This is a genomic window from Streptantibioticus silvisoli (assembly GCF_027947535.2).
GTDB lineage: Bacteria > Actinomycetota > Actinomycetes > Streptomycetales > Streptomycetaceae > Streptantibioticus_C > Streptantibioticus_C silvisoli.
Window position 1 is genome coordinate 23,716 of sequence record NZ_JAAGKO020000058.1, and the last position, 21,724, is coordinate 45,439.

Genomic DNA, 21,724 nt, shown 5'->3' on the forward strand with positions numbered 1-21,724 from the left:
AGCGTCTGGGGTATGGACGTCAGGTTCGGCCCACGTGGGAGAGGACGGCGTATGCCGGGGACGCGGTGAGCGCCGCGATGCCGCGGCGCCGGGCGGCGCTGCTCGCGGTGGTGGCGGTGCTGCTGGTGCTGGCCGGGATTCCGCTGACCACGACCGCGGCCGGCCGCGCGCTGTCGGCGGTGGGGATCACCGGCCTGTCCGGCAGCATGCGGATCACCTCCTGCGTGCGGTCCCCGGCCGGCGGCCACCAACTCAGGTACTGCGCCGGTGAGTTCTCCTCCGACGACGGCACGGTCCGCGACCCCGACGCCACCATCGACGCCGACCGCGACCCCGGCACGAGGGTCACCGTGCGCCGGACCGCCTCCGGCACCTACGAACTCGGCGGCGCGGCGGCGGCGTTGGGCTGGACGGCGGTCACCTTCATCGGCCTCGGCGCGGTGGTCGCCGGCCTGCTGTGCGCTGCGGTCTGGCGCCGCCGCCCGGCACTCGGCGCCCCGCTCGCCCGCCTGCTGGGGCTGCTGGCCGCGGCGGTGCTGGCGTGCGCGCTGGCCTCGGTGCTGGGGGAGTTGGCGAGCGTGGTCTGAGGGGACGAGCGCGGTCCTAGGTGACGAGCGTGGTCCGAGGTGACGGGCGAGGAGGGCCTGGCCGGTGGGGTGGCGGGGTGGCGGGGGCTGCGGGGCGGCGGGCCGGCCGTGCGGCGGCTAGGGCTTCGGAGCGGGACATAGGCGGGGCCGGCGCTGGGTCCGGTCCGGTGCTGACGTACTGAACTGCCTTGCCAACGACGGCAGTTGATGGATCGTCGATGCGATGTTCACCGAATCCCCGCCTGCTGAAGGGGAGTTCGGGAAGCCGTGGACCGGTAGCGTCCGGCGCCATGAGAAAACTGATCCGCGCGGGCATCGCCTGCGTGTCCCTGGCGGCCGTCTTCACGGTCATGGGCCCGGCCTCCGCACAGGCGGACGTCGTACCCACGCACGCGGTCAACATCTGCCAGAGCGCCACGTTCTACCAGAACTTCGACCACGCCACGAACGCCCCGGTGGACCCGCTCTACGTCCTCGACTACGGCCGCAAGGTCGGTCACACCATCGGCGCGCACCCGGTCTACGAGGGCTGGGCGGCGACGTTCGACTTCGGCGACCAGACGTGGGGCTACATGGAGTACAGCTGCATCGGCGACTACGGCTCCTGGTAGCCGCCGACCGCCCCGGCCGTTCCTCCCCGCACCGCACCCCTCACCCCTCACCCCTCACCCCTCAGGAGTCCCCGTGTTCACACTGCGCCAGGCCAAACGCGCCGGCCTCACCGCCGCCGTCGCGGGCACGGCCCTGATCGCCGCGGCGGTCCCCGCGTTCGCCCAGAACGCCGTCGTCGGCGACCGCATGACGATCTGCACGACCGACCTGGCGGTCCGCACCCAGCCACTCGGCGCCTGGATGGGCGAGCTGTCCAACCCCCAGACCTTCCAGGTCGAGCGCACCGACCCCAGCGGCGACTGGGTCTACGGCTTCGCCTACGGCGACATCAACGCGCACGGCTGGGTCCAGAACGGCTTCTTCTGCTGACTTCCTCCCCCGGCGGACGTCGGCTCCCGACCGCTGACGTCCGCCGCTCGCGGTTCGCGGATCGTCGTCCGTCGTTCGCGGTTCGCGGTTCGCTGTGCTGCCGGTTGTTCTGCCGCCGGGTCCGCCGTGCTGCCGCGCCCTCGCCCGGTCCTCCCGCCGCCGGGTGTCGGCCGTCGCGCCGGTGACCGCCGAGCGGCGGACCGGCGGATGTGCGTCGGAAAGCGTGCGAAATCCGTGAACGCCCCCGTGCCCGGCCTTAGCCCCACAGGTCGCCCCAGTATCCTGCCGCGTCGGCCAGGACGCGTACGGGCGCGGAGGCCGGAGCAACCACGTACCGGCCGATGCCGCGCACGACGGCGCCCCGGCCGCCGAGTTGAGGGGGGGAACGGGATGGCGGACCTCAAGGTCTCGTACGACCGGCTCGAGGAGTCCAACCGGAATCTCAAGGCGATCAACACCGAACTCGACACCATGTGCGCCCACCAGAGCGACATCAGCGGCTCGCTGGGGTCCGGTGACATGGCGCACGCGATGCACGACTTCGGCAACAACTGGGATTACCACCGGCACAAGCTCCAGGGCAACATCAAGGCTCTCGGCGAGATGACCGAGCAGGTCATGCAGCAGTTCCGGGAGGTCGACCACAAGCTCGCGGCCGGCTTCAAGGACGAGAAGAAGAAGTAGGCAGACGGCAAGGAACAGGTGGGGGACCGCGCCATGAGCAGGCCACCGGACTACGAGTGGGAAGTACTGGGCGAGGGGCAGGACCCCATACCCGGTGACCCGTCCGAGATACGCAACGAATCGGGCCGCCTGGGCAAGATGGCCCAGACGATCCTCGACCAGATCCAGCTCCTGAAGGACATCGCCAGCGACGAGAACGCCGGCAAGTTCCACGAGAAGCTCGCCGAATCGGCGAACGAGCTGAAGGGCGACCTGACCAAGGTCGCCGACCGCTACGAGGCGGTATCCCATTACCTCGACAGCTGGGCCGACGACCTCGAACACGCCCAGTCCGAGTCCCTGCGCGCACTGCACCGCGCCCAGCAGATCGCCCCGGCCGCCAACGCTCCGCAGATGACCCAGGCGCCGGACCCGAAACACCCGCTCACCGACCAGCAGAAGCACCAGGAAGCGGCCGCCAACAAGGCCCACCAGCACCTCCAGCACGAACTCGACGCCTGCAAGAAGCAGTTGACCAGTGCCAAGGAGTACCGCGACCATCGCGGCCACCACTGGATGCAGAAGATCGAGGACAGCGAACACGACGGCCTCAAGGACAGCCGCTGGGACGGGATCAAGAACTGGATCCACGAACACGCCGGGTGGATCAAGATCCTCGCCGACGCCTGCACCTGGGTGGTGACGATCCTGGTCATCGTCTCCCTCTTCGTCCCCGGTCTCGACCTCGCCACCGGCCCGCTGGCCGCCCTGATGCTCGCCGCCCTCCTCGGCCACACGGCCCTGGCCCTGTCCGGCGACGGCTCCTGGATGGACGTCGGCATGGACGTCTTCGCCCTGTGCACGCTCGGCTCCGGCTCGCTGCTCAAGGTCGCCCTCAAGGGCACGGTCGACGCCGTCGAGGGCACCGCTGACGCCACGGAGGTCGCCGCCGACGCCACGGAGGTCACCGGCGACAGCGCCGAGGCGGTCGACACGGGGGCGAACGCGGTGGATGCCGCGGACGCCGCTGACGCCACGGAGGACGGCGCGAAGGCGACGGAGGACGCGTCGAAGGTGGCGGAGGACACGGAGGAAGACTCGGCTGACGAGGTGGAGAACGCCACCAAGGATGCCGATAAGGCGGACCAGGCGAATGAGAGCGTCGGTAAGGACGCGGACAGCAAGTTCTCTCAGTGGAAGGAAGCCGTCCACGCAAAGTTCGCGGCCGGGGGTGAGAACGACTTCGTCGAGCAGATGGAGAAACTGCACGGCCTGGCGGAGCAGTTCCCCGACTCCCCGCAGGTGGCCGACGCCCTCAGCCACGGCACGCATCTCCTGTACGGGATGCGGGTTTCCTTCGGCGCGGCCAACGTCGCGGACCAGTTCACCCACTGGGCGGGCGGCAGCGACGACATCAACCTCTTCCGCAACGCCTTCGGCGGTGACCTGTTCGCCGAGGGGCACAGCATCTGGAATCCCAACGTCGAGAACTCGCCGCTGCTGGACTTCAAGTCCGTGGACGACTTCAAGGAACTGACGACCACCGGGGCCTGGGAATGACCGAGACGCAGGAGCAGGCCGCCGCCGGGAGTGCGCCCGGCACGGTCAACGGCTACCGGATCGTTGTTCCCAACGAATGGCAGAAGATCCCGGTCCGCCGTGGCACCGACAAGGCGATCAAGAACATCCTCGACCGTGCCTTCGCGCATTTCGGGCGGGACGAAGTCGCCCAGTGGCGTCGTGAGTTGGAAGCGCGGCTCAAAAAGGTGGTGAAGGAGGCCAGAAGCAACGCGGGGGTGGACATGTACATCCCGCTCGGACAGCGCGAGCGCAATCTCCCGGCGTCCTTCATGATCTCGTTCGTCGAGTTCGGCAGCGGAAACGCTCCCCGCAAGGAGGACGTCCTCTCCGAGGTCGGCACGTCCACGTCCGGCGCGGTTCCGGTGACGATTGACGGGACCACCGGCCTGCGGACCATGCGGGACCACCCGGCGGACCCCAAGCGCGGTACGGACTACGCGTCGCGGCGCATCGAGTACGTCCTGCCGGTGCCCGGCAGCGTCGACAGCTGGCTCGTCGCGTCCTTCTCCACCTTCGGCGGGAGCAGACCCGACGACCATCTCGCCCGGCTGCTGAGCGGCCTGTTCGACGCGATCATGGGCACTTTCCGTTGGCAGTACCAGGAGGAGACGGCATGAGTGACGACGTATCCGAAGTGGATTTCGAACACCGGGACATGACGCCGAACTGGGCGAAGGTCAGTTACGACACCGATGTGTGGTTTCCCATGCCGTTCTTCTTCAAGGGGACGATGTGGGCGGATGCTGCTGAGTGGGCGTTCTATTACGTGACTGATCGCTTTCGGCGTGGTGGTGGGTCGTTGACCAAGCGGGAGGTGAAGAAGGAGGTTGTGCCGCGGGCCGAGATCCTCGTCGAGGTGCAGAACAGCATTCTGCACCAGGGGGGAGCGCACAAGTTCTACATTCATTGCCCTGACTATCGCGTGAAACCCGTCATGATCTCCATCGGGCTCTGGAAGAGCAAGGGAACCCGGGACCAGGCGCTTGACTTCTACAGCCGCTGGGGGACGAGGTCGGCTACTTCGGAGCCGGTCTCCACGGCCATCACCACGGAACATCTGGGTGAAGGCATACGGTCCCAGTGGGTCGGCGAGTCCGAGGGCGGTAGGTACGACCGCGTCAACTACGTTTGGCGGAACGAGGAGTTCGAGACGGACGTCCTGGTCTGGATGATTTTGTGGGACCGCCCCCGGTTCGAGGAAGTCCTGCCCGACCTCGACGCGTTCGTCCAGGGCATCCGTTGCACCCCCCGTAAGCACAAGTCCGCCTGACTCCCCCACGGACGCCCCCGCACGCCGACGGCCCGCCCCACCCGGGGCGGGCCGTCGGCGTGCGGCGGGGAGTCGTCAGAGGCGTTCGGGGGCCTCGATGCCCAGCAGGCTCATGCCCTGGTGGAGGGTGCGGCCGGTGAGGTCGCTGAGGAAGAGGCGGTTCTCGACGGTGGCCGGGTCCTCCGCCTTCAGGACCGGGCACTGGTCGTAGAAGGTGGTGAAGGCGGACGCCAGCCCGTACAGGTAGGACGCCAGCTTGTGCGGTTCGTAGCCCTCGGCGACGGCCGCGACGGTGTCGCCGAAGTCGTCGAGCTGGAGGCCCAGCGCGCGTTCGGCCGGGGCCAGCGGCAGCTCCGGGTGCGCCTTGGGCGCCGCCTCGCCGGCCCGGCGCAGGATGGACCTGATCCGGGCGTGGGCGTACTGGAGGTAGACGCTGGTGTCGCCGGTGAGCGAGACCATCCGGTCCAGGTCGAAGGCGTAGTCGCGGCCCATCGAGGTGGACAGGTCGGCGTACTTGATCGCGCCGATGCCCACCTGCTGGGCGCGTTCGGCGACCTCGGCGGCGGACAGGTCCGGCGCCTTCTCGGTGACGACCGCGGCCGCCCGCTCCACCGCCTCGTCGAGCAGGTCCTCCAGCCGGAACGACTCGCCGGCCCGGGTCTTCAGCGGCTTGCCGTCCTTGCCCAGCACGGTGCCGAACGGCAGGTGGAGCGCCCGCACCTTCTCGGTGAGCCAGCCGGCCCGCCGCGCGGTCTCGAAGACCATCTTGAAGTGCAGCGCCTGCCGCGCGTCGACCACGTAGAGGATGGTGTCCGCGTCCAGCACGCCGACCCGGTCGCGGATCGCCGACAGGTCGCTGGCCGCGTAGCCGAAGCCGCCGTCCGCCTTGCGCACGATCAGCGGGACCGGCTCGCCGTCCTTGCCCTTGATGTCGTCGAAGAACACGCACAGCGCGCCGTTGGACCGCACGGCCACGCCGCTCGACTCCAGCAGGTCGCAGGTCTCGACCAGCAGGTCGTTGTACGCGCTCTCGCCGACGATGTCCTCGTCGTGGATGTCGATGTCGAGCTTGGCGTAGACCGAGTTGAAGTAGATCTTCGACTCGTCGACGATCCGGTGCCACAGCGCCATGGTCTCCGGCTCGCCCGCCTGGAGGTCCACCACCCGGCGCCGGGCGCGCTCCTTGAAGGCCTCGTCGCTGTCGAAGACCGCCCGGGACGCCTTGTAGAGCCGGTTGAGCCGGGACATCGCCGCGTCGCCGCCGCCGGCGTCCTGCGGGTGGTCCAGCTCGTGCGGGTGCTCGATCAGGTGCTGGATGAGCATGCCGAACTGGGTGCCCCAGTCGCCGATGTGGTGCCGCCGGATCACCCGCTCGCCGCGGAACTCCAGGATGCGCACCAGCGCGTCGCCGATGACGGAGGAGCGCAGGTGGCCGACGTGCATCTCCTTGGCCACGTTCGGCTGCGCGTAGTCGATCACGGTGGTGCCGGGCGCGTCGGTCGACGGCACGCCGAGCCGGTCGTCGGCGGCGCGGGCCGCGAGGTTGCCGGTGATGGCCGCGTCGGAGACGGTGAGGTTGAGGAAGCCGGGGCCGGACAGCTCGACCTGGGCCAGCAGTTCGTCGGCCGGCAGCCGTTCCGCGACGGCGGCGCCCAGCTCACGCGGGTTGGCCTTCGCCTTCTTCGCCAGGCCCAGCACGCCGTTCGCCTGGAAGTCGGCCCGGTCGCTGCGTCGCAGCAGCGGGTCGGCACCGTCGGCCGACGGAACGGCCGCCGTGAGGGCTGCCGAAACGCGCTGCTGGATCGAGGCGAAGAGCGAGGGGACCGAGGCCATGGGTTCCGTGCCGTTCCTGTCGGGGTCGGGTCGTGCTTGACGGTGCGACTGCCCCGCAGTATCCCACGCCGGGCCCGCCGTCCCCGGAGGGTTTTCCACAGGCCGGCGGCTACGGGGAACCGGGTCCGTGCGGGGGCCCTCTCCCAGGTGGGAGGATGAACCCCGTTACGCAAGCCCAGGAAGGAAGTACGGACAGTGGCGCAGAGCACCGAGGCCGACTGGGTCGCCCGCTTCGCGGACGACGTCATCACGGAAGCCGGGCGGCGGGCCGCGGGTGCGAAAATCATCGTGGCCTCCGGCATCAGCCCCTCCGGCCCGATCCACCTGGGCAACCTGCGCGAGATCATGGTCCCGCACCTGGTCGCCGACGAGATCAGGCGCCGCGGCCTGGAGTGCGAGCACATCCTGTCCTGGGACGACTTCGACCGGTACCGCAAGGTGCCGGCCGGCTACGACCCGTCGTTCGCGCAGCACATCGGCAAGCCGCTGACCTCGGTCCCGGCGCCGGAGGGCAGTGAGCACGCCACCTGGTCCGACCACTTCAAGGCGCCGTTCCGCGTCGCGCTGGCCCAGCTCGGCGTCGAGGTCACCGAGATCAGCCAGACCCACGAGTACACCTCCGGCGCCTACCGCGACCAGATCCTGCTCGCCATGCGCGAGCGGGCCCGCATCGACGGCGTGCTCGGCCGCTACCGCACGCGCAAGAAGACCGCCGAGGTCCAGGACGACGAGGACGCCGACGCCGGCACCGCGGCCGCGTACTACCCGTACAAGCCGTACTGCGGGGTGTGCGAGCGCGACCTGACCACGGTCACCGCGTACGACGACGAGACCACCGAGCTGGCGTACACCTGCGTCTGCGGGCACCAGGACACCGTGCGGCTGAACGCGTACGACCACGGCAAGCTGGTGTGGAAGGTCGACTGGCCGATGCGCTGGGCGTTCAAGGGTGTGATGTTCGAACCGTCGGGCGTCGACCACCAGTCGCCGGGTTCGTCGTTCATGGTCGGCCAGCAGCTGGTGCGCGAGATCTTCGGCGCCGAGCCGCCGGTGGGCCCGATGTACGCCTTCGTCGGCATCAGCGGCATGGCCAAGATGTCCAGCTCCAAGGGCGGCGTGCCGACCGCCGAGGACGCGCTGCGCATCATGGAGCCGCAGCTGCTGCGCTGGCTGTACGCGCGGCGCCAGCCCAAGCAGGCGTTCAACATCTCCTTCGACCAGGAGATCCAGCGCACCTACGACGAGTGGGACGCGCTGGAGCGCCGGGTGGCGGCCGGTGAGGCGGGCGCGGTCGACACGGCCGTGCACGCGCGGGCGGCCGGCCCCGCGGCCGGACCGCTGCCCACCACGCCGCGCCCGCTGCCGTTCCGCACCCTGGCCTCGGTGGTGGACATCACCACCGGCGACGAGGAGCAGACGCTGCGCATCCTGCGCGACTTCACCACCGACTCGCCGGTCGCCTCGCTGGACGAGACCCGGCCGCGGCTGGACAAGGCGGAGGCGTGGGTGACCACGCACGTCGAGGAGGACCAGCGCACCCGGGTGCGGACCGCGCCGGACACCGAGGCGCTCGACGCGCTGGACGCCACCGACCGGGCGGCGCTGAAGCTGCTCGCCGACGGGCTGGCCGGCAACTGGTCGCTCGACGGGCTGACCTCGCTGGTCTACGCGGTACCGAAGATCCAGGCCGGTCTGGAGCCGGACGCCAAGCCGACCCCGGAACTCAAGGTCGCCCAGCGGTCGTTCTTCGCCCTGCTCTACCAGCTGCTGGTCGGCCGCGACACCGGCCCGCGGCTGCCCACCCTGCTGCTCGCGGTCGGCGCGCAGCGGGTCAGGGAGCTGCTGGGCGAGGCGTGACCGGGCCGACCGGGCTGAACGGGTCGGCCGGCCCGACAGGGCTGAACGGGCCGACCCGGCAGGTCAGTTGACCTCTTCGAGCCGCCGCTGCTCGATCAGGTCGTGAAGGCGCGGACGGAGGTACTGCTCACTGAGCGTGCCTCCGTTTCCGTTGCTGATGCCGAACGAGTCCACCAGGAACGCGCCGAACTGCCGCACGGTGGGCGGCTCGCCGTGCATCTGGGTGAACGTGTTGAAGGCGCCGACCAGCGCCTCCTCCAGGTCGATGCCGTCCGGTACGTACGGCGTCTCCGGCTCGGCGGGCGGCTCCGGGGGCACGGCGATCGGCCGGCGCCGGTTGCGCGGCTTGGGGATCGGCGCGGGCGCCGGCGCGGCGGGCGGCTCGGGCCACGCCGACGCGGTACCGGGGGCGCCGTCCTCGACCGGCTCGGTGTACCACGGCGGCAACTGGACGCCCTTGGTCCGGCCCGGCGCGGGCTGCGGCGCCGGCTGCGCGGCCCGGGGCGCGGCGGCCTGTGGCTGCTGAACGGGGTACCCGGCAGGCGTCTGCGGCCCGGCGGGGGGCTGCGTCAGGGGCTGACTCTGCGACAGGGGCTGCGCCTGGGCCTGCGGCAGGGCCTGGGCCTGCGGCGGCGCGGTCTGCGGCTGACCCTGCGGTACGAAGCCCTGCTGGGGTTGGCCTTGCGGTGCCTGACCCTGCGGTGCGAAGCCCTGCGCCGCGAGGTCCTGCGGAGCTTGGCCCTGCGGAGCTTGACCCTGCGGTGCGAAGCCCTGCGGTGTCTGGCCCTGCGCGGGCGGGGCCTGCGTGGGTGCCGCCGCCGTGCCGTCGTCCGGTGTCCTGGTGACCGGTGTTCCGGGGGCCGGTGCGGCGGACTCCGGCTGCGGGGCGCCGTCCTGCGGGACGGACTCGGCGGCGGTGAGGGCCTTGCGGGGGGCGTCCTGCGCGGCGGCGTCGGTGGGCGGGGCGACCGGTGTGGGGGTGTCGGGCGTGATGCCGGCCGCCAGCAGCCCGGCGGGCCCGGTCTCGGCGAGCGGCACGCCGTACTTCGCGAGCCGCAGCGGCATCAGGGATTCCACCGGGGCCCGGCGGCGCCAGGCGCGGCCGTACCGGGCCCGCAGCCGGGCCTGGTAGACGAGGCGGTCCTGCTCCAGGCGGATCACCTGATCGTAGGAGCGCAGTTCCCACAGCTTCATCCGCCGCCACAGCCGGAACGTCGAGGGGAACGCCAGCAGCCAGCGGGCGATCCGGACCGATTCCATGTGCCGGTCGGCCGTGATGTCCGCGATCCGCCCGACGGCGTGCCGGGCGGCCTCCACCGACACCACGAACAGCACCGGGATGACCGCGTGCATACCCACGCCCAGCGGGTCCGGCCAGGCGGCGGCGCCGTTGAACGCGATGGTGGCGGCGGTCAGCAGCCACGCGGTCTGGCGCAGCAGCGGGAACGGGATGCGCAGCCAGGTCAGCAGCAGGTCCAGCGAGAGCAGCACCACGATGCCCGCGTCGACGCCGATCGGGAAGACGTTGGAGAACCAGCCGAAGCCCTTGTGCAGCGCCAGCGTCCGCACCGCCGCGTAGGAGCCGGCGAAGCCGATCCCCGCGATGACCACGGCCCCGGCCACCACCAGGCCGACCAGGATCCGCTGCGTGCGGCCCATGCGTATCGCGGACATATCCGCGGACCCTCCCGCGCTTGATGTCAAGGACGGGTCAGCTTGTCACATAAGTCAGTGTGATCGGTAAGGCAGCCGGGCCCGGGGCGGCCGGGGAGGCGGGTGGCGCGCCGCCGGCCGCCGTTCCGTCAGCCGAGCGCCGCGAGCGCCTGCTTGGCCGCCTTCTCCACCCCGGAGGACAGGTCGGACGCGCTCGGTTTGTGGTCGCCCTGCAAGCCCGCGCCCACGTAGTCGACGGTCAGCACGGCGTTGGCGCTGCGGGTGACCACGGTCGCGTTGTAGTACAGGTCGTGGTCCTTGGTGACGGTCCAGGTGACCAGGGACGCCTCGTCGCCGACGCCGCTGAGCACGGCGGTCTTCGGCTGGCCGGCGGCCGACGTGGCGCCGGCCTCGGTGGTCCGCACGGCGGTGGTGTACGCGGAGGTCGCCTGGTCGTCACCGCCCGCGCCGCCGGTCACGTTGTCGTACCGCTGGAAGGCGGTGTCGAGGAAGCGGTACTGGTAGCCGCTCAGGCCGTTCCACGAGCAGCCGCCGCGCTCCTTCTGCTCGCCGGCCGCCGCCTCGGTGCCCTTGGTGCTCTTCACCCCCGGGACCAGCGACTTCACGGTGCCGGCGGACAGCGCCCGGCACGGGTCGGGCAGCGTCGCGTAACGCACCTTCGGGACGGCCGACGCCTTGGGCGTGGCCGACGGCGCGGCGGCCGGCTTGGCGGCGCCCGACGAGCAACCGGTGAGCACCGCCGCCGGCAGGACCGCGGCGCAGGCGATCAGCAGCGGCAGACGGGGTCTGCCGGCCCGCCGGGTGCTGCGTGCTGCGGGTATCGGCTCATGAGCGGCGGCTGAGCTGGACATGGTGTGCTCGGTCCTCCGGGGTCGCTTGTCGTACTGCCTCGCTTGTCGTACTGCTCGGCCACGATACGTCGGTCGCCCGGCGGCTCCGGTACCTCTCGCCCGCCGCGAACCCCTGAACGGCTCCGGGACGGCACGCGCGCCGGCTACTGGTTGATGGACTTCGCCAGCTCCTGGGCGACCTGGTCGGCGCCGAGTTGGAGGTCGGCGTCGGCCGCGCCGGACGCCGGCTGGGAGAGGTCCACGGTGACCAGGACGTTGGCGGTACGGAAGACGAACGTCACATCGATCCCGGAGCCGCCGGGATTGCGCTTGACGCTGTCGTTGAGGAACGCCTCGTCGCCCAGACCGCTGATCCGCCGCTTCGATGCGCCGCCGGCGGTATGGGCGGCCGACGGGCTGGAGGTGCCCGGCTGCGGGGTGCCCAGCACCACGTTCGGCACCGGTTCGCCGGCCGGCACGTGGGCGGCGGTGGCCTGCTGGGCGAAGTCCTGGTGCGCCTTGTCGTCGTCGCTGACGGCCGGGTTGTAGGAGACGACCCGCTCGATGTCGATCACCAGGGCCCGCGCGGCGCCGTTCGCCGTGCCGTCCCACTTGCAGCCGACCCGGCGGTCGGTGTCGTACGTCAGCGCCGGGGTGCCCGCGTAGCCCGACGCCTTCGGGAGTATCGAGGTCAGCGTGGTGCGGCTCACGCTGCCGCACGGCTCGGGCAGCGTCTGGTACTTGCCGGGCGGCGCGGCGGTGACCGTGCCGCTCTGGTCCGTGACCCCCGGATCGCCGGCGCCGTCGTCGCCGGACGACGAGGCGCTGCATCCGGCGACGCCGGTGAGAACGGCGGCCGACAGCAGCGCCGCGAGCGCGCGGCCGGTCGTGGTGCGCGCCGTCGTCCTTGCCAACGCCGTCACAGGGCCGGCCCCCTTCCGGGAAAACGTGTTGCCGCCGCTGGGCGGCCGATGGACACAATGTCTACCGCAGTCCGCTGTGTCACCGCCGGTCCGGTGCGGAGAATGGATGCTTTTATCCCACATTCTCTTTGTGACGTTTTCTGATCGCTTGACGGCGTAATCTGGCGTTTTGTTGCACCGAATAGCGATGGTCGGTGGCGCAGGGCGAGGGGTGGCGCCGACCCGCCGACCGCCGTGCGCCGATGGTCAGGGTGAGCGGCGTGCGGTGTGCGCTGTACGCCGTGCTGCGGTGTACCGACCCGACGTAGATCATCATGTCAGCAGTTCAGGGGGAAAGACGATGACGTACACCGAGGTGCCCGGGGTCCGGGTGCCGATCCGCATGTGGGCCGACCCGGCCGGCGTCGAGGACGTCGCCATGCGCCAGCTGCGGAACGTCTCCTCACTGCCGTGGATCAAGGGTCTCGCGGTCATGCCGGACGTCCACTTCGGCAAGGGGGCGACCGTCGGCTCGGTCATCGCCATGCACGGCGCGGTCTGCCCGGCCGCCGTCGGCGTCGACATCGGCTGCGGCATGAGCGCGGTGCGGACCTCCCTCACCGCGAACGACCTGCCGCACGACCTGGCCAAACTGCGCTCCCGCATCGAGGCCGCCATCCCGGTCGGCCGCGGCCTGCACGCCGATCCGGTCGATCCCGAACGCCTCGGGGTCGGCGCGGGGGCCTCCGGCGGCGGAAGTGGGGTCGGCGGGGGCGGGGTCGGCGGAAGTGGGATCGGCGGAAGTGGGATCGGCGGCGGCGCGGGTGGCGCGGCCGGCGGCGGCGCGGGTGGCGGGGCCGGGGGCTGGGACGCGTTCTGGAACCGGTTCGGCGACCTCGCGGAGGCGGTGCACCCGAGGGCGGAACGCGCCGCGCAGCAGCTCGGCACCCTCGGTGGCGGCAACCACTTCATCGAGGTCTGCCTCGACACCGACGACGCCGTGTGGCTGATGCTGCACTCCGGTTCGCGCAACATCGGCAAGGAACTCGCCGATCACCACATCGGCCAGGCCCGCGACCTGCCGCACAACCAGGACCTGGTCGACCGCGACCTCGCCGTCTTCGTCTCCGGCACCCCGCAGATGGCGGCCTACCGGCGCGACCTGTTCTGGGCGCAGGAGTACGCCAAGCACAACCGCGCGATCATGATGGCGCTCTTCCAGGACGTCGTGAGCAAGGAGTTCAAGAAGGCGGGCGTCACCTACGGCGAGGTGATCTCCTGCCACCACAACTACGTCAGCGAGGAGCGCTACGACGGGATGGACCTGCTGGTCACCCGCAAGGGCGCGATCCGGGCCGGCGCCGGCGACCTGGGCATCATCCCCGGCTCCATGGGCACCGGTTCGTACATCGTGCGCGGCCGCGGCAACGCCGACGCCTTCAACTCCGCCTCGCACGGCGCCGGCCGCCGGATGAGCCGCAACGCCGCCCGCAAGCGCTTCTCCACCCGCGACCTGGAGGACCAGACCCGCGGCGTCGAGTGCCGCAAGGACTCGGGTGTGGTGGACGAGATCCCCGGCGCGTACAAGCCGATCGAACAGGTCATCCGCCGACAGGACGACCTGGTCGAGGTCGTCGCCAAGCTCAAGCAGATCGTCTGCGTGAAGGGTTGATGGGTGCTGATGCGTTAGGGGGTTGATTTGCGCTGGCTGCTGGCTGCTGGCTGATGTCGGGGGCGTGAGGCGGCGGGGTGGCTGGCTGCTGTCGGGGGTGAGGCGGTCAGGGCCGAACGCGGTCGCCAGCCGGGGGAGTTGAGGCGCCTGCGGCTGCGCGGAGTTGCGGACGGGGGAGCTGGCGGGGGCGCCGGGGGACGGCCCTGCTGGGGGTGCGGCGGGCCGGCGCGTCTGCGGCGGTGGTGCTGAAGTCGCCGCGTGTACGGGGGAGTTGTCGACGGCTGGCCGGCGGGGGCGCCGGAGGGGGCGGCCGTGCCCTGGAAGTTACGGACGGTCCCGTCTGCGGGAGTTCCGAAGTCGACGCGCCCTGCGGGGAGTTGATGACGGCTGGCCGGCGGGGGCGTCGGAGACGACGGCGTTGCCGGGGGAGTTGCGCCGCGCGGTAGGGCCGCCGGGGGCGGGAAGCGCTCCGGCGTGGGGCGGGACGTGGGGGGCGCGTGCGGCGTGCGGGGCGTTGTTCGGATGAACGACGCGCGCCGGTCGCGCTACCTCATCCGCTTCCCCGGATGGGCGATTGAGAAGGCGGCCGCAGTGCGGAAGCGTGGTGTGCAGCGGAACTTCCGGAACCGCCGGAAGCCGCAGGAAGAGTGTGCTTCGTCATGCTTCGAGGCGCATCGTCGCACACAGGAGGAGCCATGACCTACAGGAAGCTCCGGCGCGCCGCAGTCCTCGGTGGCGCCACCGGCGTCCGGATCGCCGAGGCGGCCGGCCCGCTGACCCGCCCGCGCACCGAACCGCCGCCGTGCGCCACGCCCACGAACCGCCGGCGAGCGGCGGGGATCTCCGCGGTCGTCTTCATCCCCGCCCAGCGCCGGCGTCCGCCGTGGCGGTACGAGCCGCACGAGTCGGGACACGGCACCGCATGCCATCGGCGGATCCGCCGCAGACCTCCGCCACCGCACCGCGGGCGACCGCCGGACCAGGACCAGGACCCGGACCCCGACGCCTGAAGTCCCCACCGCCCGCGATCCTCATGGCCCGGCCCCCGCACGGTTCGGCGTCCGCACCGGCTGAACACCCGCAAGCCCCGCACCCGCGCGGGTCCCGGCCACCCGTACCGTCCGCACGCCTCGCACCCGCTGGCCGCTGTCACCGGTACCGCCGCTGCCTGCGTACGCACCCGCACGCCCACCGTCCCGGACCCGCACACCCTGCCCCCTTATCGCCCCGCACCCCGTACCCGTCGGCCGACGCCTTCACCGCTGCACCTGAAAGCGGACCGTCTTCACCCGAAAGAGGACCACCCCGAAAGAGGACCACCCGAGAGGAGATCACCCGAAAGAAACCACGAGGGCCGTCGGGGCCTTGAGGGACACGCGGACGACCCGGGCGCCCGCGCGAGCCCGTCCGGTCGGCAGCGAGCCGCCACGGCACGACATCGGTGCACCCGGCCCCGCGAACGCGTCCCCGCCGCCGACCGCGCCCGGCGGACGGCACGCCGCCGCGGCACGACACCGCGCCATGGCAACGCCGTACTCGGGCCTCCGCGAACGCGTCTCAGCGCGTATCAGCGCATGCCGGCGTACCTGTGCGCACCGCAGTACCCCGTGCCGTGCCATCACCTGGACCAACGCCGAGTGCCGTCAACCAACCACGCGCGTCAACGCGTGCCATTGACGTGCCTCCGGCCCAGCGCCGGACCCGGACTCCCCGCCGGGCCCGACGCCGTCGGAGGCACGGCCCGGGCGGTCGGCTCAGGGGGCCCCGCCCGGGCCTCCCACGTCGGCCACGCCGCACGAGGCAGTACCACCCGGCAGCCGCCCGCGGTGGTCCGCCACGACGCGGTAGGCCGCGTGGGCCACCAGACGCACCCCGGGCAGCGTCAGCACCGCCCCCAGCGGTGCCCAGACGCCGCCCGCGCGCAGCAGCACCTTGGCGACGGCCCGCGCCCCGCCGGACACCGCGCCGGGCGGAGTCACCCACAGCACCTCGTGGGCGGCGCGCTCGGCGGTGACGCCCAGTCCGGCCAGGTCGGCGCGCTGCCACGCCACGATGTCCGCGTCCGGCCGGACCCAGCGCCGGGTGAACTCCACGCACCGCGTACAGAATCCGCAGTCACCGTCGAACACCAGCACCGGCCGCCGCGCCCCCGAAGGCGCCGCACCCGCACCGGCTCGCACCGCACCCTCCGCCGCACCCGCATCCCCCGGCGCCGCACCCGCACCCGTGTCCACCACCGTCAGCCTTCCCGGTGGACCTTGTGCTGTGCGGCCTGGGCGCGGGGGCGGACCACGAGGAGGTCGATGTTGACGTGGGAGGGGCGGGTGACGGCCCAGGCGATGGTGTCGGCGACGTCGTCGGCGGTCAGGGGTTCGGCCACGCCCTGGTAGACGGCGGCGGCCCGGGACTCGTCGCCGCCGAAGCGGTTGAGGGCGAACTCGTCGGTGCGCACCATGCCCGGGGCGATCTCGATCACCCGGATGGGGTCGCCGCACAGTTCGAGGCGCAGGGTGGCCGCGATGGCGTGGGCGCCGTGCTTGGCGGCGACGTAGCCGCCGCCACCCTCGTACGCGCCGTGGCCGGCGGTGGAGGAGACGACGACCACCGTGCCGTCGCCGCTGGTGCGCAGGGCGGGCAGCAGGGTCTGGGTGACGTTGAGGACGCCGAGGACGTTGACGTCGTACATCGCCCGCCAGTCGTCGGGGCCGGCCTGCTCGACGTAGTCGGCGCCGATCGCGCCGCCGGCGTTGTTGACCAGCACGTCGACCCGGTCGAGGGAGGCGGCGAACGCCTCGACGGCGGCGCGGTCGGTGACGTCGAGCGGCTGGACGACCACGTCCGCGCCCCGGCCGCGCAGTTCGGCGGCCAGGGACTCGATGCGGTCGGCGCGGCGGGCGGCCAGCACGACGCGGTACCCCGCCTCGGCCAGTCGCCGCGCGGTGGCGGCGCCGATGCCGCTGCTGGCTCCGGTGACCACTGCTGTACGGGACATGTGGGGCGTCTCCTCTGCGGTGCGGTGCGGTGCGGTACGACGACGTGCGGTGCGGAAGCGTGCGGGTGCGCTGCCAAGAGTGTGCGGTGCGGTGCGAACGTGCGGTACGCGAAACGTGCCGGCGCGGGCGGCGGCTCCACCCTACGGCGGCCTCCGTACCGGCCGGAACGCCGGGAACCCGGCCGGAGACGAAGGGTCTCCGGCCGGGCTCCGGGGTGAAGCGGTCCAGCGGTGAAGCGGTCAAGCGGTCGGGCTGCGGCGTCGGCGGGGCCGGTCCGCGGGGTGACTACTTGAAGGAACGCAGGTAGTTCAGGGTCGGCGAGCCGACGCCGGTGGCGTCGTCGTAACCCTTGACGGCGTTCAGGCTGGTGTCGGTGCCGAAGGACACCAGACGGACCGCCAGGGCGCCGTTGACCTCGCCGAAGTCGGCGACGTTGCTCAGCGGGGCCTGGTGGTGCGCGGCGGCCTGGTCCACGACGTCCTTGAACAGGCCGAGGGTGGAGCGGACGTAGATCTCCGGGTTGGCGAAGCCGATCGCGTGGTGCTGGCCCTGGATCGCGTCGGCCTGGACCGCCGCGAACTCCGGGGAGGCGACGGAGGTGCCGCCGTAGCCGCCCTCGCTGTAGGCGCCCCCGTCGGTCATGCCGACCAGGACGGAGGTGTACAGGTCACCGTTCATGGCGACGTCGGGGGTGACGCGCATGGCCGAGGCGCTGTGCGCACCGGTCATCAGGGTGTGCGACGTGGCGCTCGGCACGCCCCAGCTCTGGTACCACGGCTGCTTGAAGTCCTCCGAGGTACCGCCGCCGCCGCCGAAGTAGAACGGCGCGGGGAGCGGGGTCCAGCTCTTGCCGTCGGTGGACAGCGCCGAGCGGGCGTTGCCCATGTCGGTCTCGAAGCCGTACGAGCCGCTCTTGCTGGCCAGGCCCAGCGCGGTGCCGCCGACCGAGGTCACCCACGGGGAGGAGTCCGGCCAGTTGGCCTGCGCGCGCGAGGTGTCGGTCTGGCAGTTGGCACCGGTCGCCGCGGCGAGCGGGCTGCTGTCGCCGCAGTCGCCGGCCGAGAAGTTGATCGTGATGCCCTCGGCCGCGGCCTGCTCGAACACCTGGGTGTAGGCGGCGATCTCCGTGGCGGTGATGTCCTCGTTGTCCGAGGTGTGCATGATCTCACCCCAGGAGTTGGTGATGACATCCGCACTGTGCTTGTCGACGACCGAGGAGATCGCGGCGAGCAGGTCGTCGTCGGTGCAGGAGTTCGCGCCGACGTAGTGGACGTCGGCGTCCGGGGCGAGCCCGTGCACCATCTCGACGTCCAGCGACTCCTCGCCGAGCCAGCCCTCGGGGCCGCCGCACTCGTCCTGGTCCTCCCACTGCGCGGGAGTGACGTCCTCGGTGTACTGGCCGGCCTTGAACGGCTTGTCACCGTGGTTGGCGGCGTAGGTGTTGGCGTCCGACTCCATGGTCGACGACCCGTAGGCGTCGATGATGGCGACGGTCGCGCCCTTGCCGGTCAGACCGGAGGAGGTGATGCCGTAGGCCTTGCGCAGCTGCGAGGGCTGGAACGAGCACTGGTCGAAGGGGACCGCGCCGTTGACGTAGCCGGCCGGGGCACCGGTGGCCAACTTCTGGCCCCAGTAGTCCGAGCAGGTCGCGGTGGTGGGCAGGCCGTCGGAGGGCTTGGCGCCCTTGACCGCGGCGGTGCTGACCTTGACCGAGTCCGGCTTGGCGTGGTTCGAGCCGGCCGAGGACAGGCCGGTGACGCCGAGGACCGAGGCCGAGACCGACGCCGGGACGCTGACGTTGCGGGCCGGCGCGTGGCGCAGCGTGCCCGCGACCTTGTACTGGTGGATCGAGGTGCCGAACGCCTTGCTGACCGCGGCGTTGGTGCCCTTGATGGTGATGGCGTGCTCGGAGCTGCTGACCACGGTCAGGCCGGCCCCGGTCAGCCAGCCGCGCACGGCGGCGACCTGGGCCGTGGTGGTGCCGAAGCGGGCCTTGGCCTGCGCGGCGGTCAGGAACTTGTCGTACTGGGCGCTGTGCGGGTCGGAGACCGCCTGCGCGTACGCGGAGAGCTCGGCGGAGTTCTGGCCGGCCAGGTAGACGGTGCCGGTGAACTCGGTGGACGCCGAGGCGGTGCCCGCGTCCTTGGCGGCGGTGGCCCACGCCGGGTGGCTGCCGGAGATGGTCTTCGGGCCGGCGGTGGGGGCGGACGCCTGCGACGGCACGGCCAGCGCCACCGAGCCGGACGCCAGAGCCAGCGAGGCGGCCGCGGCGACCGCTATGCGGCGGCCGCGCAGGCCGCGGGAGTTGAGTTTGTCGGTAATGACGACTCCAACGTGAATGTCTGTAGGGACGCGCAAGAGACGCTGCAACCCTGTCCGGGAACGCTCATGGCGAGTGTTGGCCTGTAGTGTGCACGCCGCGTGACGATTGTGGGAATAGCCGCCAGTGCCTGGAATGGTGCCTGTTCTTCAGCGTTTGGCGACTTCACCGGTCGCATCCCACCCCAGACCTGGGCGAAAACCCTTCGGGTCGGGAGTCGGTGACACCTTCCGGCCATCGACCGCAAGCGGCCGTCACGGACTCCGGTGGTGGGGGAAGGTGTTTCTTCCGCTGTTCGCGGGCCACTTGGGAATGATCGCCGGCGCGAAATCCGGCGGGCCGGTGAATAGGGCCGCGCGGAATCTCCTCTACCGCATCCCACCCGTCCGGCGGAAGTACCCCGGGGGATTCGATGATCCGATGGACCGTCATCACGTTCACGGTCGCGGGCGGGCGGCGCGGACTGTATCAGGGCCGCGCCGCGCGGCGGTGGGTCAGGGCCAGACCAGGCAGTAGAGCTGGTGGCCGTTCTCGTGCAGCCGGTGCGCGAAGTGCTGCCACTCGTGGAGCATCTGGTAGATCACGAACGCGTCGCGCGGACCGCGGCGGTCCGGGACCGTCGACCAGATGAAGGCGGCGGCGCCGAGTTCCTCCTCGCCGGCCTTGCGGAGCGGTTCGACGACGTTGATCGGGAGTTTGACCACGGCGTAGTCCGGGTGCAGGACGACGAGTTCGAGCGGCGGCACCTTGGCGAGCGGAATGCCCTCGATACCGGTGAGCACCATGGCGGACATGGTCTCCGGCTTGACCTTGGTGAACATGCCCTGGCCGAGTTCGTCGCCGCCGAGTTCCTCCGGGCGCATGGAGATCGGCACACGGGCCGCGGTCGCGCCGTCGGGTGCGCCGAAATACTTGTAGGTCACCCCCACTCGGCCACCCCTGCTTCCACCCTCCGCGGTCTCGGAACGCCTTGTGCCGGACGGTCGGCGCCTCTTGCCGGTGGGCCGGGCGTGCCCGGGATCGCGGTCGTCCGCTTCGTCGCCCAGTCCGCCACCTGGCTGCATTTCACTACCCGACCATTCACAGGCCCAACCACGCAACCCGATCATCGTGTCAGATACACGGTCGAGACCAAATCACACGCCGATTCGGACCTCTGAGAACATGGACCCGTGAACATTCCCTACGACTTCCAGGCCCCAGTCTCGCAGACCCTTTTCGACCGGGCTGCCGTTGTCACGCCAGGTGGCGTGAACTCTCCGGTGCGCGCCTTCCGTGCGGTGGGTGGAACGCCCCGGTTCATGGTGTCCGGCTCGGGCCCCTACCTGACCGACGCGGACGGCCGGGAGTACGTGGACCTGGTGTGCTCCTGGGGTCCGATGATCCTCGGCCACGCCCACCCGGCGGTGGTCGACGCGGCGCGGGACGCGGTCTCGCGCGGCACGTCGTTCGGCACGCCGGGCCTGGGGGAGGTGGAGTTGGCGGAGGAGATCGTCGCCCGGGTCGGGCCCGTTGAGCAGGTGAGACTGGTCTCCTCCGGCACCGAGGCGACGATGTCGGCCATCCGGCTCGCCCGCGGATTCACCGGCCGCGCCAAGGTGGTCAAGTTCGCCGGCTGTTACCACGGCCACGTCGACGCGCTGCTGGCGGCGGCCGGCTCCGGGGTCGCCACCTTCGGTCTGCCCGACACGCCGGGCGTCACCGGCGCGCAGGCCGGCGACACGATCGTGCTGCCGTACAACGACCTCGACGCGGTCCGTACCGCCTTCGCCGCCCACCCGGGCGAGATCGCCTGCGTGATCACCGAGGCGTCGCCGGGCAACATGGGCGTGGTTCCACCACTTCCCGGCTTCAACCAGGGTTTGGCCGATTTGTGCCGTGCCGGTGGCGCGCTCTACATCTCCGACGAGGTGATGACCGGCTTCCGCGTCTCGCGGGCCGGCTGGTACGGCCTGGACGGCGTCACGCCCGACCTGATGACGTTCGGCAAGGTCATGGGCGGTGGCTTCCCGGCGGCGGCGTTCGGCGGCCGGGCCGACGTCATGGCACAGCTGGCCCCGGCCGGCCCGGTCTACCAGGCCGGCACGCTGTCGGGGAACCCGGTGGCCACCGCGGCCGGCCTGGCTCAGCTGCGGCTGCTGGACGACGCGGTCTACGCCACCGTCGATCAGGTGTCCGCGCAGGTCGGCGACCTGGTCGACGAGGCGTTGACCAAGGAGGGCGTCCCGCACCGGGTGCAGCGGGCCGGCAACATGTTCTCCGTCTTCTTCACCGAGGACGCCGTCACCGACTACGACGGCGCCCGCGCGCAGGCCGCCCACCGCTTCACCCCGTTCTTCCACTCCATGCTGGCCAACGGCGTCTACCTGCCGCCGTCCGCGTTCGAGTCGTGGTTCGTCTCCGCGACGCACGACAGCTCCGCTGTCGAACGCATCGCCGCCGCCCTGCCCGCGGCGGCCCGTGCCGCCGCGCAGGCGGCCGACGCCGAGGAAGGTGCCCGGTGACCACCCCCGCCAAGCCCGCCACTCCCACCGACGACCAGGCGATCACCGTCGTCCACC

Annotated in this window: 19 protein-coding genes; 11 read left to right on the forward strand and 8 right to left on the reverse strand. The window is 71.5% G+C overall.

What is annotated here, in order from left to right; translation table 11 throughout:
• The first annotated feature begins 65 nt into the window (after nucleotides 1-65).
• The 7 genes from POF43_RS28770 to POF43_RS28800 all read left to right on the forward strand — a co-directional run bounded on the left by POF43_RS28770 (nucleotide 66) and on the right by POF43_RS28800 (nucleotide 5,082).
• Entirely contained in the window at nucleotides 66-587 is a 522-nt protein-coding gene (locus POF43_RS28770) for a hypothetical protein (protein WP_271318865.1), read from the forward strand.
• 290 nt (nucleotides 588-877) lie between these two features.
• Entirely contained in the window at nucleotides 878-1,198 is a 321-nt protein-coding gene (locus POF43_RS28775) for a hypothetical protein (protein ID WP_271314850.1), read from the forward strand.
• 73 nt (nucleotides 1,199-1,271) lie between these two features.
• Nucleotides 1,272-1,568, forward strand: coding sequence for a hypothetical protein (locus POF43_RS28780; protein ID WP_271323695.1), 297 nt, complete (start codon nucleotides 1,272-1,274; stop codon nucleotides 1,566-1,568).
• Nucleotides 1,569-1,958: 390 nt separating this feature from the next.
• The gene (locus POF43_RS28785; protein ID WP_271314848.1) at nucleotides 1,959-2,252 is read left to right on the forward strand and encodes a hypothetical protein; all 294 of its coding nucleotides are present in this window, start codon (nucleotides 1,959-1,961) and stop codon (nucleotides 2,250-2,252) included.
• A 33-nt stretch (nucleotides 2,253-2,285) separates the two neighbouring features.
• Nucleotides 2,286-3,791, forward strand: a complete 1,506-nt coding sequence (locus POF43_RS28790) for a hypothetical protein (protein WP_271323696.1) — start codon at nucleotides 2,286-2,288, stop codon at nucleotides 3,789-3,791.
• Nucleotides 3,788-4,429 (forward strand): hypothetical protein, encoded by a 642-nt coding sequence (locus POF43_RS28795; protein WP_271323697.1) that lies wholly within the window; start codon nucleotides 3,788-3,790, stop codon nucleotides 4,427-4,429. Before POF43_RS28790 ends, POF43_RS28795 begins: the two co-directional genes overlap by 4 nt.
• Nucleotides 4,426-5,082, forward strand: coding sequence for a hypothetical protein (locus POF43_RS28800; protein ID WP_271323698.1), 657 nt, complete (start codon nucleotides 4,426-4,428; stop codon nucleotides 5,080-5,082). The genes POF43_RS28795 and POF43_RS28800 overlap by 4 nt, the downstream gene beginning before the upstream one ends.
• Nucleotides 5,083-5,157: 75 nt before the next feature.
• On the opposite strand, the gene argS is transcribed toward POF43_RS28800, so the two are convergent.
• Nucleotides 5,158-6,915 carry an arginine--tRNA ligase gene (gene argS, locus POF43_RS28805; protein WP_271323699.1) on the reverse strand — a complete coding sequence of 586 codons (1,758 nt, stop codon included), beginning with the start codon at nucleotides 6,913-6,915 and terminating at the stop codon, nucleotides 5,158-5,160.
• Nucleotides 6,916-7,110: 195 nt separating this feature from the next.
• Between argS and lysS the strand changes: the two genes are divergently transcribed.
• Nucleotides 7,111-8,772 (forward strand): lysine--tRNA ligase, encoded by a 1,662-nt coding sequence (lysS, locus tag POF43_RS28810; protein ID WP_271323700.1) that lies wholly within the window; start codon nucleotides 7,111-7,113, stop codon nucleotides 8,770-8,772.
• A 63-nt stretch (nucleotides 8,773-8,835) separates the two neighbouring features.
• Here lysS and POF43_RS28815 read toward each other — a convergent pair whose 3' ends face one another.
• The 3 genes from POF43_RS28815 to POF43_RS28825 form a co-directional block, all read right to left on the reverse strand.
• On the reverse strand, nucleotides 8,836-10,446 hold the full coding sequence (locus POF43_RS28815; protein WP_271323701.1) for a DUF2637 domain-containing protein: 1,611 nt from the start codon (nucleotides 10,444-10,446) through the stop codon (nucleotides 8,836-8,838).
• 128 nt (nucleotides 10,447-10,574) lie between these two features.
• Entirely contained in the window at nucleotides 10,575-11,297 is a 723-nt protein-coding gene (locus tag POF43_RS28820) for a DUF3558 family protein (protein WP_271314841.1), read from the reverse strand.
• 143 nt (nucleotides 11,298-11,440) lie between these two features.
• The gene (locus POF43_RS28825) at nucleotides 11,441-12,199 is read right to left on the reverse strand and encodes a DUF3558 domain-containing protein (RefSeq protein ID WP_271323702.1); all 759 of its coding nucleotides are present in this window, start codon (nucleotides 12,197-12,199) and stop codon (nucleotides 11,441-11,443) included.
• Nucleotides 12,200-12,539: 340 nt separating this feature from the next.
• Here POF43_RS28825 and POF43_RS28830 point away from each other — a divergent pair, with 340 nt between their 5' ends.
• Nucleotides 12,540-13,850 carry an RtcB family protein gene (locus POF43_RS28830; protein ID WP_282704836.1) on the forward strand — a complete coding sequence of 437 codons (1,311 nt, stop codon included), beginning with the start codon at nucleotides 12,540-12,542 and terminating at the stop codon, nucleotides 13,848-13,850.
• A 695-nt stretch (nucleotides 13,851-14,545) separates the two neighbouring features.
• Nucleotides 14,546-14,860: a hypothetical protein gene (locus POF43_RS28835; RefSeq protein ID WP_271324302.1), complete on the forward strand. Its 315-nt coding sequence runs from the start codon at nucleotides 14,546-14,548 to the stop codon at nucleotides 14,858-14,860.
• A gap of 744 nt (nucleotides 14,861-15,604) precedes the next feature.
• On the opposite strand, the gene POF43_RS28840 is transcribed toward POF43_RS28835, so the two are convergent.
• The 4 genes from POF43_RS28840 to POF43_RS28855 all read right to left on the reverse strand — a co-directional run bounded on the left by POF43_RS28840 (nucleotide 15,605) and on the right by POF43_RS28855 (nucleotide 20,227).
• Nucleotides 15,605-16,030 (reverse strand): thiol-disulfide oxidoreductase DCC family protein, encoded by a 426-nt coding sequence (locus POF43_RS28840; protein ID WP_271324301.1) that lies wholly within the window; start codon nucleotides 16,028-16,030, stop codon nucleotides 15,605-15,607.
• A 59-nt stretch (nucleotides 16,031-16,089) separates the two neighbouring features.
• Entirely contained in the window at nucleotides 16,090-16,842 is a 753-nt protein-coding gene (locus POF43_RS28845; protein ID WP_271324300.1) for an SDR family NAD(P)-dependent oxidoreductase, read from the reverse strand.
• Between the two features lie 286 nt (nucleotides 16,843-17,128).
• The gene (locus POF43_RS28850) at nucleotides 17,129-19,201 is read right to left on the reverse strand and encodes a S53 family peptidase (protein ID WP_271312898.1); all 2,073 of its coding nucleotides are present in this window, start codon (nucleotides 19,199-19,201) and stop codon (nucleotides 17,129-17,131) included.
• A gap of 456 nt (nucleotides 19,202-19,657) precedes the next feature.
• Nucleotides 19,658-20,227 carry a hypothetical protein gene (locus POF43_RS28855; protein ID WP_271312899.1) on the reverse strand — a complete coding sequence of 190 codons (570 nt, stop codon included), beginning with the start codon at nucleotides 20,225-20,227 and terminating at the stop codon, nucleotides 19,658-19,660.
• Nucleotides 20,228-20,335: 108 nt separating this feature from the next.
• Between POF43_RS28855 and hemL the strand changes: the two genes are divergently transcribed.
• Nucleotides 20,336-21,667 carry a glutamate-1-semialdehyde 2,1-aminomutase gene (gene hemL / locus POF43_RS28860; RefSeq protein WP_372516145.1) on the forward strand — a complete coding sequence of 444 codons (1,332 nt, stop codon included), beginning with the start codon at nucleotides 20,336-20,338 and terminating at the stop codon, nucleotides 21,665-21,667.
• Nucleotides 21,668-21,724 lie beyond the last annotated feature (57 nt).